This is a genomic window from Pseudomonas sp. C1C7 (assembly GCF_013359595.1).
In the GTDB taxonomy this organism is placed as follows: domain Bacteria; phylum Pseudomonadota; class Gammaproteobacteria; order Pseudomonadales; family Pseudomonadaceae; genus Aquipseudomonas.
Window position 1 is genome coordinate 40,268 of record NZ_JABFMP010000034.1, and the last position, 15,435, is coordinate 55,702.

A 15,435-nucleotide genomic window follows, 5' to 3' on the forward strand; every position below is an offset into this window, starting at 1 on the left:
CACAAGACTCAATGTCTGTTATTACTCTCTAAATCAACACTCAACCGCGGGGCAGAAACACATCCGCCAGCAGTTGATTACGCGGCAATCCCGCCAGATACAGGCGTCGGGCAAAGGCGTCGACACTGTCGGGGGCTCCGCAGAGCAGGACCAGGGTTTGCCGGGAAACAAGCCGCAGCTGCGACAGGGCCGCTGGTAACTCGGCCGCGGTCCACAGCTCGATATCCAGGTTCGGTCGGCTGGCCGCCATGGCCTGCAACGGCTTGGCCAGATAATGCTGACTGGCATCATGGGCCAGGTGAATCACGCGGATCGCGCCCTGGTGATCGTGACGCAACGCTTCGCGCAGCACGCCGAACAAGGGGCCCAACCCGGTACCGGACGCCAACAGCCACAACGGCCGCTCGTGCCAGGACGGATCGTAGTGCAAAGCCCCGCCGCGCAATTCGCCGAGGCGGATCGGATCGCCGATGTTCAAGCGGCGCGCGGCGTCGCTGAATTCACCGGGCAGGCGGCAATCGAGGTGAAATTCCAGGAAACGGTCGTCCTGCGGCAGGCTGGCGAGGGAATACGGACGCGCGACATTCCCGGCCCACAGCACCAGATGCTGGCCGGCGCTGTAACGCAGCGGGCGCTCCGGCGTCAGACGCAAGCGCAGCACGCTGTCGCTCAACCAATCGACCGCGGTCACTTGTGCCGGGCGCCCGTCCTGCAGCGGGTCGAAAGTGTGGACCTGCAAGTCTTCCACCACCTGACACTGACAGGCCAGGCGCCAGCCCTGCTGACGCTGCTCCGCGCTCAGGGCATCGGGACGACTGTCGGCCGGCAGGCCATTCACGCATTGCACCAGGCACGCGTGGCAACTTCCGGCGCGGCAACTATAGGGCACTGCCACGCCATTGTGATTCAGTGCATCGAGCAGATTGCTGCCCGCCGCCACCGACCATTGGTGTTCACCCACGCGTAACTCAGGCATCGACGTTTTCCCAGGCAGCCGCACAACGGTTGCGCCCGTCACGCTTGGCGCGATACAGCGCCTGATCGGCCCGCTGCAGGGCGTCATCGAGATCGTCGCCATGTTCCAGCAGGGTCATGCCGGCGGACAGGCTGAGGTTACGGACATTCAAGCCGATCAACTCGACGTCGGTAAACGCGATGCGCAGCCGCTCGCAGCAGGAGGTGAGGCTGTCCGCATCGCAATCGGGCAACAGCACCACAAATTCTTCGCCACCGTAGCGGGCCAGCACATCACCGTCCCGCAGGCAGGCATTGGCCACACCGGCGAAAGCTTGCAGCACCTGATCGCCAGCGGCATGGCCGTGCAGGTCATTGATGCGCTTGAAATGGTCAAGATCGATCAGCGCCAGGCCGTGCACCACACTGGGATCCATCACGTTGAGTTCGCGGGTGGCCAGGCGCAGGAAATGCCGACGATTGAACAGACCGGTCAATTCGTCGGTGGCCACCAGGTCCTCGAGCTGGCGCATCATCCCGCGCAGCGTGTCCTGGTGGGCCTGCAAGGCGAAGCGGCGCTGGCGCATGCGATGGCGCGTGGCCTGGACGTAACCGGCGTAGAGCACCAGCCAGACCAGCACGATCAACAGCACGCACACCTGCAATGCCGCCAGGGCCGGGTCGGGCAACCGGAAGTGATAACCCTCCCACAGGGTGATCGCGCTGAAACTGAAGAACACCAGCATGGCGCAGCGCAGGAACGCGCGTCGGGACAGATGGAACAGCCCGAACAGCAGGATCAGCACATAGAAAACCAGGAAGGCCCCGCGGGCGTCATCAAGGTGGGCGATCAGCCAGGTTTGCCAGCCAAGGCCGAGCATCACCTGGGCTTCGGTCAGGCTGGGATCGCCCAGGCGCAGGTTGTAGCCGGAATAGAACACCGCGAACAGCGCCGCCTGACTGATGACCACCAGCGAACTGCCGATGGCCATGCCCGCCAGCGAGTCCTCGTAGTGGCCGGTAAAAAACGCCAGCCACACCAACAGCAAAGCCAGGGCGTAGGTGCCGGCTGCGAGGGCAAAACGTTTGATCAGCAGACGTTGAATGGCGTTATGGGTCAATCGTTGACTCACCGAATGAAAGGAGGCTGGTAGAGCGTCCTACTCTACAGACCGTATGTCACTTTAGTGGCGTGGCCGATAAATGACCATCCAATTTTCTCCCGGCGCCTTACACCATCCGTGTAGGAGCTGCCGAAGGCTGCGATCTTTTGATCTTGCTTTAAAAGATCGCAGCCTTCGGCAGCTCCTACAGGGGGCAGGCGTCATCTATAAGACCAACGATTGACTGCCGGCGGGTGTGCCCTTGAGCGAGGCGCGGTATACTGCCGCGCCTTTTTAGCCAGAAGAGCAGCTGCAAGCCTCAAGCTTCAAGCAGCAAGCTCAGAGCAGTACTCATACAGCTTCATCTTGCCGCTTGTGGCTTGAAGCTCGTAGCTGCCCCATAGAATGTTCCCGTCTTTTAGAGGAGCGCGACTCATGACCGTGATCAAGCAAGAAGACCTGATTCAGAGCGTTGCCGACGCCCTGCAATTCATTTCCTACTACCACCCCGTGGATTTCATCCAGGCAATGCACGAAGCCTACCTGCGCGAAGAATCGCCGGCGGCCCGTGACTCCATGGCGCAAATCCTGATCAACTCGCGCATGTGCGCCACCGGCCACCGTCCGATCTGCCAGGACACCGGCATCGTGACCGTGTTTGTCCGCGTGGGCATGGACGTGCGCTGGGATGGCGCCACCCTGAGCCTGGACGACATGATCAACGAAGGCGTTCGTCGCGCCTACAACCTGCCGGAAAACGTCCTGCGCGCTTCGATCCTCGCCGACCCGGCAGGCGCTCGCAAGAACACCAAGGACAACACCCCTGCCGTTATCCACTACTCCATCGTCCCGGGTAACACCGTGGAAGTGGACGTGGCAGCCAAGGGCGGCGGTTCCGAGAACAAGTCGAAAATGGCCATGCTCAACCCGTCCGACTCGATCGTCGACTGGGTTCTGAAGACCGTTCCGACCATGGGCGCCGGCTGGTGCCCACCGGGCATGCTGGGCATCGGCATCGGCGGCACCGCCGAGAAAGCCGCAGTGATGGCCAAGGAAGTGTTGATGGAATCCATCGACATTCACGAGCTCAAGGCCCGCGGCCCGCAGAACCGTATTGAAGAAATGCGTCTGGAGCTGTTCGAGAAGGTCAACCAGCTGGGCATCGGCGCCCAGGGCCTGGGCGGCCTGACCACCGTGCTCGACGTGAAGATCATGGACTACCCGACCCACGCCGCGTCCCTGCCGGTGTGCATGATCCCCAACTGCGCCGCCACCCGTCACGCGCACTTCGTGCTCGACGGTTCCGGCCCGGCCGCACTGGAAGCGCCACCGCTGGACGCCTATCCGGAAATCGTCTGGGAAGCCGGTCCATCGGCTCGCCGCGTCAACCTCGACACCCTGACTCCGGAAGAAGTGCAAAGCTGGAAGCCGGGCGAAACCATCCTGCTCAACGGCAAGATGCTCACCGGTCGCGACGCGGCGCACAAGCGCATGGTCGAGATGCTGAACAAGGGTGAAACCCTGCCGGTGGACCTCAAGGGTCGCTTCATCTATTACGTCGGCCCGGTCGATCCGGTGCGCGAAGAAGTGGTTGGCCCGGCTGGCCCGACCACCGCGACGCGGATGGACAAGTTCACCCGTCAGATCCTCGATCAAACCGGCCTGCTGGGCATGATCGGCAAATCCGAGCGCGGCCCGACCGCTATCGACGCGATCAAGGACTACAAGGCCGTTTACCTGATGGCAGTGGGCGGCGCGGCTTACCTGGTGGCGCAAGCGATCAAGAAATCCCGCGTGGTGGCGTTCCCTGAACTGGGCATGGAAGCGATCTACGAGTTCGACGTGACCGACATGCCAGTGACCGTTGCGGTCGACAGCAAGGGCGAATCGGTACACATCACCGGTCCCGCCATCTGGCAGCAAAAGATCAGTGAAAGCCTGGCGGTAGAAGTGCAGTAAGCATTTCGACCGACCCGAAAAAGGCGACAGGGCTTATCCCCCTGTCGCCTTTTTTATTACCTGAAATGACGCGATTGCCCTCTGCGGCATCACACCGGCCCTGATTCGCGGTGGCCGAAAAAACGACCAACGGATTTCAACCTGCGGCAGCGTATTCAGGGCGCGTGATGACAGGCGGGCCCCATGTTATGGTGCGCCCCCTCCGTACCCCATGTGTAATGCCTGCATGTTTCTGTCCTCCCGCCCCCTGCGCCTTGCGCTCTATACCCTGCTGATCATCGCCGGCGCCGTCATCGCCGCCACCCTGGCGATGCGCCACACCGTGCGCCAGTCCATGGTCGAAGACGCGGCCCGGGCCAATCAGCAGTTGGGGCTGTATGCCACGTCCCTGCATACCCTGATCGATCGCTACCGCACCCTGCCCTCGGTGCTGGCGCTGGACCCGCAACTGCGCAACGCCCTCAGGGGTTCGGTCAGCCCCGAACAGCAGGATCTGTTGAACCGCAAGCTGGAACAAATCAACGGCGCCGCCGAATCCTCGACCCTGGAATTGCTCGACCGCACCGGTCTTGCCGTGGCTGCCAGCAACTGGCGACTGCCCAGCAGCTACGTCGGGCACAACTATGGATTCCGCCCCTACTTCAACCAGACCCGCACCCAGGGCACCGGACGCTTTTATGCCGTGGGGGTGACCAGCGGCATTCCGGGTTACTTCCTGTCCAGCGCGGTGACCAGTGACGACGGGCAGTTTCTCGGCGCCATGGTGGTGAAACTGGAGTTCCCGGAACTGGAACGGGAATGGAGCCAGGGCAGCGACACCCTGCTGGTCAGCGACGCCCGTGGCGTGGTGTTCATCGCCAACCAGCCGGGCTGGCGTTATCGCCTGCTCAAACCGCTGAATGACAAGGATCACAGCGAACTCAAGTCCACTCGCCAATACGACAAGCAACCACTGACACCGCTTGAATATCAGTCGCTGCGCCACTTCGACGACAACAGCGAACTGGCCCGCGTACAAGGCCCGAACGGTCAGGCGGATTACCTCTGGGAATCCCTGCCGCTGGCCGCCGAAGGCTGGACACTGCACCTGCTGCGTCGCCCACAGGTGGCGTTCGAAGACAGTCGCAACGCCGCACTGGCCGCCGCCGGCCTGTGGCTGACCCTGGTGTTCCTGCTGCTGTTCCTCAACCAGCGCTGGCGCCTGGCGAAAATGCGCCAGCGCAGCCGCGAAGAACTCGAACAATTGGTGGAAGAACGCACCCGTGACCTGCGCACCGCCCAAGAGGGATTGGTGCAGTCGGCCAAGCTGGCCGCCCTCGGGCAGATGTCGGCGGCCCTGGCCCATGAAATCAACCAGCCGCTGACCGCGCAGCGCATGCAACTGGCCACCTTGCGTCTGCTGCTCGACCACGGGCGGGTCGATGAAGCCTACGCCGCACTCAAACCGGTGGACGAAATGCTGACCCGCATGGCCGCCCTCACCGGTCACCTGAAAACCTTTGCCCGCAAAAGCCCCAGCGGCTTGCGCGAGCGCCTGGACCTGGCGGCGGTGGTGGACCAGTCGCTGCAATTGCTCGACACCCGCCTGCGCGATGAACAGGTCAGCACCGTGCTGCACCTGACCCGACCGGCCTGGGTGCGCGGTGATGCGATCCGTCTGGAGCAGGTGCTGATCAACCTGCTGCGCAATGCAATGGACGCGATGCAGGACAAACCCTGCAAGCGTCTGGAAATTCGCCTCGAAGCCGACGAGCAGATCTGGCGTTTGAGCGTCATCGACAACGGCGGCGGTATCGCCGAGGAAAATCTGCCGAAGGTGTTCGATCCGTTTTTCACCACCAAGCCGGTGGGTGATGGCCTGGGTATCGGTCTGGCGGTGTCTTTCGCTATCGTGCATGAATCGGGCGGACGCCTGACAGCCGATAATCATGGCAACGGCGCGGTGTTTGCCATGACCCTGCCCATCGATCTGGAGGCCCACGGCTAATGCTCAACTCAGTGATGGTGGTCGACGACGAAAGCAGCATTCGCAGCGCCGTTGAGCAATGGCTGAGCCTGTCGGGGTTCGAGGTGCAGTTGTTCAGTCGCGCCGAGGAATGCCTGGCGCATCTGCCCAGGCATTTTGCCGGGGTGATTCTCAGCGACGTGCGCATGCCCGGCATGAGCGGCCTGGAACTGTTGGCCGAAGTCCAACGACGCGATGCCGACCTGCCGGTGATCCTGCTGACCGGCCACGGCGATGTGCCGATGGCGGTCGATGCCATGCGCGATGGCGCCTACGACTTCCTGGAAAAACCCTTCAGCCCCGAAACCCTGCTCGGCAGCCTGAACCGCGCGCTGGAAAAACGCCGGCTGGTCCTGGAAAACCGCGCCCTGCACGAACAGGCCGACAACCGCGCCAAGCTCGATGCGACGCTCCTCGGTGTTTCCCGAGGCCTGCAAACCCTGCGCGGTCAGGTGCTGGACCTGGCGACACTGCCGGTCAATGTGTTGATTCGTGGCGAAACCGGCAGCGGCAAGGAACTGGTCGCCCGTTGCCTGCACGACTTCGGGCCCCGTGCCGACAAACCCTTCGTAGCCCTGAACTGCGCGGCGATCCCCGAGCAGCTGTTCGAGGCCGAACTGTTCGGCCATGAAACCGGGGCCTTTACCGGCGCCCAGGGCAAGCGCATCGGCAAGCTTGAGTACGCCGATGGCGGCACGCTATTTCTCGATGAAATCGAAAGCATGCCCCTGGCGCAGCAGGTGAAATTGCTGCGGGTGCTGCAGGAGCAGAAGCTCGAGCGCCTGGGGTCGAACCAGAGCATTCGCGTGGACTTGCGGATCATCGCCGCGACCAAGCCGGACCTGCTCGACGAAGCCCGGGCCGGGCGTTTTCGCGAGGATCTGGCTTATCGCCTGAACGTTGCTGAACTGCGCCTGCCGCCGCTACGCGACCGGCGCGAAGACATTCCCCTGTTGTACGAATCCTTCGCCCGACAGGCCGCCGAGCGCCTGGGTCGCAGCTTTTCCCCCTTGAATGGCCCGCAGTTGAGCCACCTGCTGAGTCATGACTGGCCGGGCAATGTGCGCGAACTGGCGAACACGGCCGAACGTCAGGTGCTCGGCCTCGGCGAGCCGGTGCCGGCGGGCATAGAGCCCGGACAATCACTGGCGGCGCAGCAGGAAGCCTTCGAAGCCCAGTGCCTGCGTGCGGCGCTGACCCGGCACAAGGGGGATGTGAAGGCGGTGCTGGAAGAACTGCAACTGCCGCGTCGGACCTTCAATGAAAAGATGCAGCGGCATGGGCTCTCCAGAGAGATGTTCTTGTAGCGCCCGGACCGGCCTCTTCGCGGGCAAGCCCGCTCCCACAATGGTCCGGCGTACACCGATCAACTGCGGGCTTGCCCGCGAAGAGGCCGGTAAAGGCAACAAATGACTACAAGCCTCATGAGCGACTTTCCGCTCACGCCCAGCTGTATATAAGCGGATTTCCGCTCACCAAAGCGGCTTACCCCCTCTAAACCGGCCCTCTCCGGTTTGGCACAGCTCCTGCTATAGCCCCCGCAGGCTGCGTTTCATAACGCTCCGCAAAAACAATTAGATGAAGGATCCTTAGATGGATAACTCCAATACCCTGCCCCGTGGGTCGGCCGCCGTGCCGGCAAAAGAACGCACCACCTCCAGCCGTATCAAATCCATCTTCAGCGGTTCCGTCGGCAACATGGTCGAGTGGTATGACTGGTACGTCTATGCCGCCTTCTCGCTGTACTTTGCCAAGACCTTTTTCCCTGCCGGTTCTTCAACCGCACAGCTGATGAACACCGCTGCGATTTTCGCCGTGGGCTTTTTGATGCGTCCGATCGGTGGCTGGCTGATGGGCCTGTACGCCGACCGTGCCGGTCGCAAACGTGCACTGATGGCCTCGGTGTACCTGATGTGCTTCGGCTCCCTGCTGATCGCCCTGAGCCCGGGTTACGAAACCATCGGTATCGGCGCGCCGATCCTGCTGGTGTTCGCCCGTCTGCTGCAAGGCCTGTCGGTGGGTGGCGAATACGGCACCTCCGCCACTTACCTGAGCGAGATGGCGACCAAGGAGCGTCGCGGCTTCTACTCCAGCTTCCAGTACGTGACCCTGATTTCCGGTCAGCTCATCGCGCTGGCGGTGCTGATCATCCTGCAACAGGTTCTGACCACCGAAGAGCTGTACGCCTGGGGCTGGCGCATTCCATTCGCCATCGGCGCACTGTGTGCCGTAGTCGCGCTCTATCTGCGTCGCGGCATGGAAGAAACCGAATCGTTCGTGAAGAAAGACAAAGCCAAGGAAAGCGCGATGCGCACCTTGCTGCGCCATCCGAAGGAACTGCTGACCGTGGTCGGCCTGACCATGGGCGGTACGCTGGCGTTCTACACCTACACCACCTACATGCAGAAGTACCTGGTGAACACCGTCGGCATGAGCATTTCCGACTCCACCACCATTTCCGCCGCCACGCTGTTCCTGTTCATGTGCCTGCAACCGATCATCGGCGGCCTGTCGGACAAGATCGGACGTCGCCCGATCCTGATCGCCTTCGGCGTGCTCGGGACGATCTTCACCGTGCCGATCCTGATGACTCTGCACACCATCCAGACCTGGTGGGGCGCGTTCTTCCTGATCATGGCCGCGCTGATCATCGTCAGCGGCTACACCTCGATCAACGCGGTGGTCAAAGCCGAACTGTTCCCGACCGAAATCCGCGCCCTGGGCGTCGGCCTGCCGTACGCACTGACCGTATCGATCTTCGGCGGTACCGCTGAATACATCGCCCTGTGGTTCAAGAGCATCGGCATGGAAACCGGCTACTACTGGTACGTCACCGGCTGTATCGCCATTTCGTTGCTGGTGTACGTCACCATGAAGGACACCCAGAAGCATTCGCGGATCGTTACGGACTAAGTCCAGCCGCGCTTCACCAAAAGGGGCAGACCGTCGGGGGTCTGCCCCTTTTTCGTGTCTGGAATGCTTGTATGAAAATTCCTTCATCCCCATGGAAGGCAGATTAATCACGAGTTAATGCCCGCCCTCCATCCTTGATCCTGCCTGATCGATTAATTGCCCTTCGCTCACTCGATGCCTGAAAGCGAAAAAGGCCGACGGCTTTAACATCTAATTAATCGATCGTTACTACCATTATTTTGCGCTTTTTAATCAGTTTAATTGGCGTAGCATGAAACCCATGCCCAAGACACAAAACGCCAAAGAATCTGGAGAAATGAAAATGAAAACCAAACTGTTCCTCGCCATCGCCCTGTCCGTACTCGCCGCCAACACCTTCGCCGCCGACGGTTTCGACCGCACTGGCTCCGCCGTTGCAGCGGATGGCTATGACCGCACCGGTTCTGCCACTGTTGCTGCTGACGGCTACGATCGCACCGGTTCCGCCACCGTTGCCGAAGACGGTTACGACCGCACCAACGGCGCCACCGTTGCCGAAGACGGTTACGACCGCACCAACGGCGCTACCGTTGCCGAAGATGGTTACGACCGCACCAATGGCGCTACCGTTGCCGAAGATGGTTATGACCGCACAGGTGGTGCGTCCATCAGCTGATTCACCCAGCGTGACAGCAAAGCCCGGCTTCGGCCGGGCTTGGTCGTTTCCGGGGGGCAGCAAAAAACGGTACAACACCCAATCTGTAGGAGCTGCCGAGTGCAACGAGGCTGCGATCTTTTGACTTTCAAAAGCAGGATCAAAAGATCGCAGCCTGCGGCAGCTCCTGCAGGAAATGGGATTGGCTGGAAAAATGTCGTGCGGCCTTGCACCATGGGCGACTTGTGAACTCCAGGATTGCCCCATGCCCGACGACATCCACTTCTACGAACCCGCCAACGGCCACGGCCTGCCTCACGATCCGTTCAACGCGATCGTCGGCCCTCGCCCCATTGGCTGGATCTCTTCACAGGATGCCGAGGGCCGGTTGAACCTGGCGCCTTACAGCTTCTTCAACGCCTTCAACTACATTCCGCCGATCATTGGTTTTTCCAGCATCGGTCGCAAAGACAGCCTGAACAACATCGAACAGACCGGCGAATTCGCCTGGAACCTGGCGACCCGGCCGCTGGCCGAGCAGATGAACCAGAGCTGTGCCAACGTCGGTCCCGAGGTCGACGAGTTCGAGCTGTCGGGCTTGACCCCGGTGGCCTCGAAAATCATCTCGGTGCCACGGGTGGCCGAAACCCCGGTGTCCTTCGAGTGCAAGGTCACGCAGATCATTCAGTTGCAGCGCGCGGACGCAAACGTGGTGCCGAGCTGGCTGATCCTCGGCGAAGTGGTCGCCGTGCATATCGCCAAATGGCTATTGAAGGACGGGGTCTACGACACCGCCGCGGCAGAACCGATTCTGCGCGGCGGCGGGCCGGCGGATTACTTCCAGCTGGGGCCCGAGGCGTTGTTCAAGATGTATCGCCCGGGGGCGAAGAACCCCCAGTCTGCCAAATAGCTACCAGATCAACTCGCCGTCTTCGCTGACATCCTTGAGATTGGCGAGCTCCCGGGCCGCCGCTTCGTCGGCGTCCATGGCGGTCTTGAAGGTCTGCTCTTCCAGCAGCTTGTTGAAACGAGGCGCACCGGAGCCGTCGATGGCTTTGGTGGCGATTGCCGCGTAATACCCGCCTTCGCGGGGGACTACAGCCGATACGGCTTCGAAGTGTTCAAAGGCTTTGCGTGCCATGTCATACATCCTGGCTGATTGAGAAAGCCGCCATTAAACCCTCAACCCGCCAGTTTGTGTACCGCCGCTGCGGATTGACGCAGGGCCTGGGCCTCCGACACTTCCTTGAAGGTGTGGAAATCCAGGCTGTTGACCACCAGGTCCTGCACCAGCTCGGCAAACACCTCCATGGCCGGGGTGCTGAAATACGCGGTCATGGCCTGTTGATTGGCCCAGAAGCCGGACACCAGCCACAGGTCCGGATCGCCTTGCGAATGCTGCAGGGCGAAACTCAGGCAGCCCGAGGCCGCGCGGGACGGCTCGATCAGCGCGCTCAGGCGCACACCCAGCTCTTGCGAACGCCCGGCGCGTGCCCGGACAAAAGCCATATGACTGACGGGGATCTGTTTCGACATGTTCAATCCTCCCGGGGAGTGGCGTGGCAGCCTGGGACGGGCTGCGACAGGATCAAAGGTTAAGGGGTGCCGCGCCCGCGTCGTTAGTCGATTCCTGCCGCTGCGTTGCACGATCCTGCGAAAGAGCCGTGGCAACCTGTAAAAATATGTAAAACCCGGTCACGGTTCCGTCACACGAGTTTCAAGCAAGTTTCGCCCTCTACGTCCTGCCATGTCCGGGCCGATTCACAAGCCCGTGCAGAATCAGGCAAGCATGATGCAGGATGTGTCTACCGCTCTCGCTTGCACAAACTTATGCTCGGCCCATTACCGATGCGTTAACGAGGATGCCTGGCATGTCTTCATTCGATCAGTTTCAAGCCCCCGCGGATGCAGAGATGGAAAAGCAGCGCGCGGAACTGGCGGCGATCATCCGGCGCACCACCGGCGAAGATGGCAGTTATGCCACCGCCATCGATTCGCTGTTCATGTCGCGCCACAGCCAGAACCACGAATTCGCCCCGGTGCTCGCCCAACCCGCGCTGTGCATCATGGCCCAGGGCCGCAAGGAGGTGCGGCTGGCGGACGAGTACTTCAATTACGATCCGCTCAATTACCTGGTGGTGTCGGTGTCGATGCCGCTCAGCGGGCGTGTGGTCAATGTCACGGCCGCAGAACCGATCCTCGCGGTTCGCCTGGACATCGACCCTACGGAAATCACCGCGCTGATCGCCGACGCCGGGCCCATGGGCGTCCCGGCGCGGCCAACCGGACGCGGGCTGTACGTGGAACGCCTGGACAGCGCGATGCTCGATGCGGTGCTGCGCCTGGCACGATTACTCGACACACCGAAAGACATCGCCATGCTCGCGCCGCTGATTCGCCGGGAAATTCTCTATCGCCTGCTGCGCAGTCCCCAGGGTCATCGGCTGTACGAAATCGCCATTGCCAACAGCCAAAGCCACCGCATCAGCCAGGCGATCAAATGGCTCAACGGCAACTTCGAGCAGCCGTTGCGCATCGATGATCTGGCCAGGGAAGTGAACCTGAGCGTGTCGACCCTGCATCACCGCTTCAAGGCAATGACGGCGATGAGTCCGTTGCAGTATCAGAAGCAGCTGCGCTTGCAGGAGGCGCGGCGGCTGATGCTGGCCGAAGGGCTGGAGGCTTCGGCGGCGGGGTATCGCGTCGGGTATGAGAGCCCGTCGCAGTTCAGCCGGGAGTACAGCCGGTTGTTCGGTGCGCCGCCGTTGCGGGATTTGGCGCGGTTGCGGTTGTCCGTCTAACGGATTGCCTCCCCCTTGCAGGAGCGAGGCTTGCCCGCGAAGGCTATTTCGGATTCAACATTGATGCTGGCCGATATGACGCTTTCGCGGGCAAGCCTCGCTCCTACAGGGGGAGGTGGTGAGCATTACGCCCCCAGCACCCGACAAGCCTCAGCCGGCAAGGTCACCGACACCGGATGCCCGATGTTCAACCCGATCCCTTGATTCGGCGTGCTCAGCGCAGTGAAGGTCACCCCGGAACACTCCACCGTGGTCTCGATGGTCGCGCCGATATCGCGCACGAACGTCACCTTGCCCAGCAGACGATTACCCGCCGACGCCTGCGGCGCCGACAGTTGCAGGTCTTCGGGGCGAATCAGCATCTTCACCTTCTCCCCCACCACAATGCTGCTGCAGATCGGCACCTGCAGAGCGTCGCCGCCCGGCAGGCTGACCTTGCCGTCGCCCAGCGCCGTGGCCGGGAAGATGTTGCCGGAGCCGATGAAGTCGGCGACGAATTCGTTGGCCGGGTGCCGGTAGATCTCGATCGGCGTACCCACCTGTTGCACCCGATGCTCACCCAGCACCACCACGATATCGGCCATGGTCATGGCCTCGCGCTGATCGTGGGTCACCATGATGGTGGTGATGTTCAGGCGTTGTTGCAGCTGACGGATTTCCACCTGCATCGATTCGCGCAGCTTGGCGTCCAGCGCCGACAGCGGCTCGTCGAGCAGGAGAATTTTCGGGTGCGAGGCAATCGCCCGGGCAATCGCCACGCGCTGGCGTTGGCCGCCGGACAGCTTGGCCACCGGACGATCGATCATCGGCTTGAGCTGGATCAGCTCCAGCAACTCCACCACCCGCTTGTGCTGATCAGCCTTGCTGACGCCGCGCAGCTTCAGCGGATAGGCGATGTTCTCCCCCACCGTCATGTGCGGGAACAACGCCAGGGATTGAAAGACCATGCCGAAATTGCGCAGGTGCGCCGGGGTGTGGCCGATGTCTTCGCCGTCCAGGCGGATCTCGCCGCCGGTCAGGGATTCGAGCCCGGCGATCATCCGCAGCAGAGTGGTCTTGCCACAGCCCGAAGGCCCGAGGAAACACACCAGCTTGCCCTCGGGCAAATGCAGGTTCACATCCTTTACCGCGCAGGCCGAGCCGTAATGTTTCTCGACGTTTTCCAGAATCAGACCAGACATAAGAACTACCTCAAGAAATCAGAACGAAACGCCACCTTCACCAACCAGCTTCTCCAGCGCCCAGATCAGGACGAAGTCGATCAGCACGATCAGCACGGCAAACGAAAATACGGTGGGGTCCAGGGACGACACGGTGCGGCTGTACATCCAGATCGGCACGGTCATCACGTCGATGGTGTAGAGGAAATAGGTCACGGTGAATTCGTTGAACGAGACGATGAACGCCAGCAGCATGCCCGCCAGAATCCCCGACTTCATCAACGGCACCACCACATCGACAATCGCCCGCATGGGAGAGGCACCAAGCATTTGCGCGGCCTCTTCCACTTCAGTACCGATGGAGAGCATGGCTGCCGTGCAGTTCTTCACCACGAAGGGCAAGGCGAGAATCACGTGGGCGATCACCAGGCGCGAGGTGGTCATGTGGAACGGCAGGCTGTCGAACACCAGCAGCAGGGCCAGGCCCAGCACCACCATCGGGAACACCAGTGGCAGCGACATCAGTTGCAGCGCCACGGCCTTGCCGCGGAACTCGCAACGGGTCAGCGCGTAGGCCGCCGGCACCGCGATCAGCGTGGCGAAGATCATGGTCAGGCACGACACCAGCAGGCTGGTGGCCATGGCTTGGCCGAGGCTCAGCACATCGCTGGCGTCCGGCGAGACGAAGGTATGCCAGGCCGCCTTGTACCACTGCAGGCTGTAGCTGGTGGGCGGAAAGTCGAGGTTGGCCGAGCCGCTGAACGACATGACGATCATGGTCAGGATCGGCAGCACCGCCAGAAACAGGATGACGCCCGAGAGGCTCCCGGCGAACTTTCCGGTCTCGCCCGGCAGCAGCGACTGGCGCTTTTTGATCAGGGTACTCATTGCGAAGCCTCCAGCATGCGCCGACGACGGCCAGTGATGTATTCGGACAGCGTCATGATCACCAGGGTGGTGACGATCAGCACCACACCGGCGGCGGACGCGGCGGGCCAGTTCATCAGCGGGGCGATCTGGTCATGCACCATCACCGCCAGCATCGGCACGCGACGGCCACCGAGCAGCAGCGGCACCACGAAACTGCTGGCGTTGTAGGCGAACACCAGGGTCGCGCCGGTGATGATCCCCGGCAGGCTCATGGGCAACACCACCTGGCGAAACACCTGCAGGCGACTGGCGCCGAGGGTGGCGGCCGCTTCTTCGTAACTGCGGGCGACGCCGCGCATGGCGCTGGCAATCGGCAACACGGCCAGCGGGAAAGCGGTCTGCACCAGGCCCATCAATACGCCGTTCTGGTTGTACAGCAGCATGATCGGGCGCTTGATCAGGCCCAGGCCCATCAGCGCCTGGTTGAGCATCCCGCCCGGGCCGAGAATCACCAGCCAGCCGTAGCTTTGCAGCAACAGGTTGACCAGCAGCGGCAGCAGCACCGCCGCCAGGAAAACCCGGCGCACGAAGGGCGAGGTCAGGCGCGACATGGTGTAGGCCACCGGAATGGCCAGCGCCACGGCGATCACCGCACTGATCGCGGCCAGACGCAGGGTCAGCAGCAGGGACTTGAGGTAATAGGGTTCGAGCAATTGGGCGTAGCTGGCCAGGCTGAACCCGGACCATTCCGCGCCCTTGGTGCCCACGCTCATGCGCAGTACCAGAAGGCTCGCGGCAATCAGCACACCCAGAAACAGCATCGACGGCGTGAGGAAAAACCAGGCACGGGCCGTCGGCGAAACACCGCGATCGGCGCGCACGGGGGCGGCACTCACCGGATGGGTCAGAGGTTGGTGTTCCATAGCAAGGGTCTCGTCAATGGACAATCATTGGCGAAGGAGTCCCTGAATCCCCGATCCCTGCAGGAGCTGCCGAAGGCTGCTCCTGCAGGGGGCTATTCAGGCCCGACGCCTAA

General features: G+C 62.0%; 14 protein-coding genes. 7 read left to right on the forward strand and 7 right to left on the reverse strand.

Annotated features, from left to right (window positions below; genetic code table 11):
• Positions 1 to 40: 40 nt before the first annotated feature.
• Both HNO86_RS23710 and HNO86_RS23715 read right to left on the reverse strand, forming a co-directional pair.
• Positions 41 to 976: an iron-sulfur-binding ferredoxin reductase gene (locus HNO86_RS23710; RefSeq protein WP_175379352.1), complete on the reverse strand. Its 936-nt coding sequence runs from the start codon at positions 974 to 976 to the stop codon at positions 41 to 43.
• The gene (locus HNO86_RS23715; RefSeq protein ID WP_175379353.1) at positions 969 to 2,075 is read right to left on the reverse strand and encodes a diguanylate cyclase; all 1,107 of its coding nucleotides are present in this window, start codon (positions 2,073 to 2,075) and stop codon (positions 969 to 971) included. The genes HNO86_RS23710 and HNO86_RS23715 overlap by 8 nt, the downstream gene beginning before the upstream one ends.
• Before the next feature lie 417 nt (positions 2,076 to 2,492).
• Here HNO86_RS23715 and HNO86_RS23720 point away from each other — a divergent pair, with 417 nt between their 5' ends.
• The 6 genes from HNO86_RS23720 to HNO86_RS23745 all read left to right on the forward strand — a co-directional run bounded on the left by HNO86_RS23720 (position 2,493) and on the right by HNO86_RS23745 (position 10,478).
• On the forward strand, positions 2,493 to 4,016 hold the full coding sequence (locus tag HNO86_RS23720; RefSeq protein ID WP_175379354.1) for a fumarate hydratase: 1,524 nt from the start codon (positions 2,493 to 2,495) through the stop codon (positions 4,014 to 4,016).
• 226 nt (positions 4,017 to 4,242) lie between these two features.
• Complete coding sequence (locus HNO86_RS23725) at positions 4,243 to 6,003, forward strand: ATP-binding protein (RefSeq protein ID WP_175379355.1); 1,761 nt, start codon at positions 4,243 to 4,245, stop codon at positions 6,001 to 6,003.
• A complete protein-coding gene (locus tag HNO86_RS23730; protein WP_175379356.1) occupies positions 6,003 to 7,328 on the forward strand; it encodes a sigma-54 dependent transcriptional regulator in 1,326 nt (441 codons plus the stop codon). Before HNO86_RS23725 ends, HNO86_RS23730 begins: the two co-directional genes overlap by 1 nt.
• 286 nt (positions 7,329 to 7,614) lie before the next feature.
• Positions 7,615 to 8,934, forward strand: a complete 1,320-nt coding sequence (locus HNO86_RS23735) for an MFS transporter (RefSeq protein ID WP_175379357.1) — start codon at positions 7,615 to 7,617, stop codon at positions 8,932 to 8,934.
• A 322-nt stretch (positions 8,935 to 9,256) separates the two neighbouring features.
• On the forward strand, positions 9,257 to 9,589 hold the full coding sequence (locus HNO86_RS23740) for a hypothetical protein (protein WP_175379358.1): 333 nt from the start codon (positions 9,257 to 9,259) through the stop codon (positions 9,587 to 9,589).
• 244 nt (positions 9,590 to 9,833) lie between these two features.
• On the forward strand, positions 9,834 to 10,478 hold the full coding sequence (locus tag HNO86_RS23745) for a flavin reductase family protein (protein WP_175379359.1): 645 nt from the start codon (positions 9,834 to 9,836) through the stop codon (positions 10,476 to 10,478).
• On the opposite strand, the gene HNO86_RS23750 is transcribed toward HNO86_RS23745, so the two are convergent.
• The gene (locus HNO86_RS23750) at positions 10,479 to 10,709 is read right to left on the reverse strand and encodes a hypothetical protein (protein ID WP_175379360.1); all 231 of its coding nucleotides are present in this window, start codon (positions 10,707 to 10,709) and stop codon (positions 10,479 to 10,481) included.
• A 41-nt stretch (positions 10,710 to 10,750) separates the two neighbouring features.
• Complete coding sequence (locus tag HNO86_RS23755; RefSeq protein ID WP_175379361.1) at positions 10,751 to 11,104, reverse strand: antibiotic biosynthesis monooxygenase family protein; 354 nt, start codon at positions 11,102 to 11,104, stop codon at positions 10,751 to 10,753.
• Positions 11,105 to 11,439: 335 nt separating this feature from the next.
• On the opposite strand from HNO86_RS23755, the gene HNO86_RS23760 reads away from it, so the two are divergent.
• A complete protein-coding gene (locus tag HNO86_RS23760) occupies positions 11,440 to 12,369 on the forward strand; it encodes an AraC family transcriptional regulator (RefSeq protein WP_175379362.1) in 930 nt (309 codons plus the stop codon).
• Positions 12,370 to 12,494: 125 nt separating this feature from the next.
• Here HNO86_RS23760 and HNO86_RS23765 read toward each other — a convergent pair whose 3' ends face one another.
• Genes HNO86_RS23765 through HNO86_RS23775 form a run of 3 tightly spaced genes read right to left on the reverse strand, consistent with a single transcriptional unit; the run spans position 12,495 to position 15,322 of the window.
• Entirely contained in the window at positions 12,495 to 13,550 is a 1,056-nt protein-coding gene (locus tag HNO86_RS23765; protein ID WP_175379363.1) for an ABC transporter ATP-binding protein, read from the reverse strand.
• Positions 13,551 to 13,568: 18 nt separating this feature from the next.
• The gene (locus HNO86_RS23770; protein WP_175379364.1) at positions 13,569 to 14,417 is read right to left on the reverse strand and encodes an ABC transporter permease; all 849 of its coding nucleotides are present in this window, start codon (positions 14,415 to 14,417) and stop codon (positions 13,569 to 13,571) included.
• Complete coding sequence (locus HNO86_RS23775) at positions 14,414 to 15,322, reverse strand: ABC transporter permease (protein ID WP_175379365.1); 909 nt, start codon at positions 15,320 to 15,322, stop codon at positions 14,414 to 14,416. The genes HNO86_RS23770 and HNO86_RS23775 overlap by 4 nt, the downstream gene beginning before the upstream one ends.
• Positions 15,323 to 15,435: the final 113 nt, after the last annotated feature.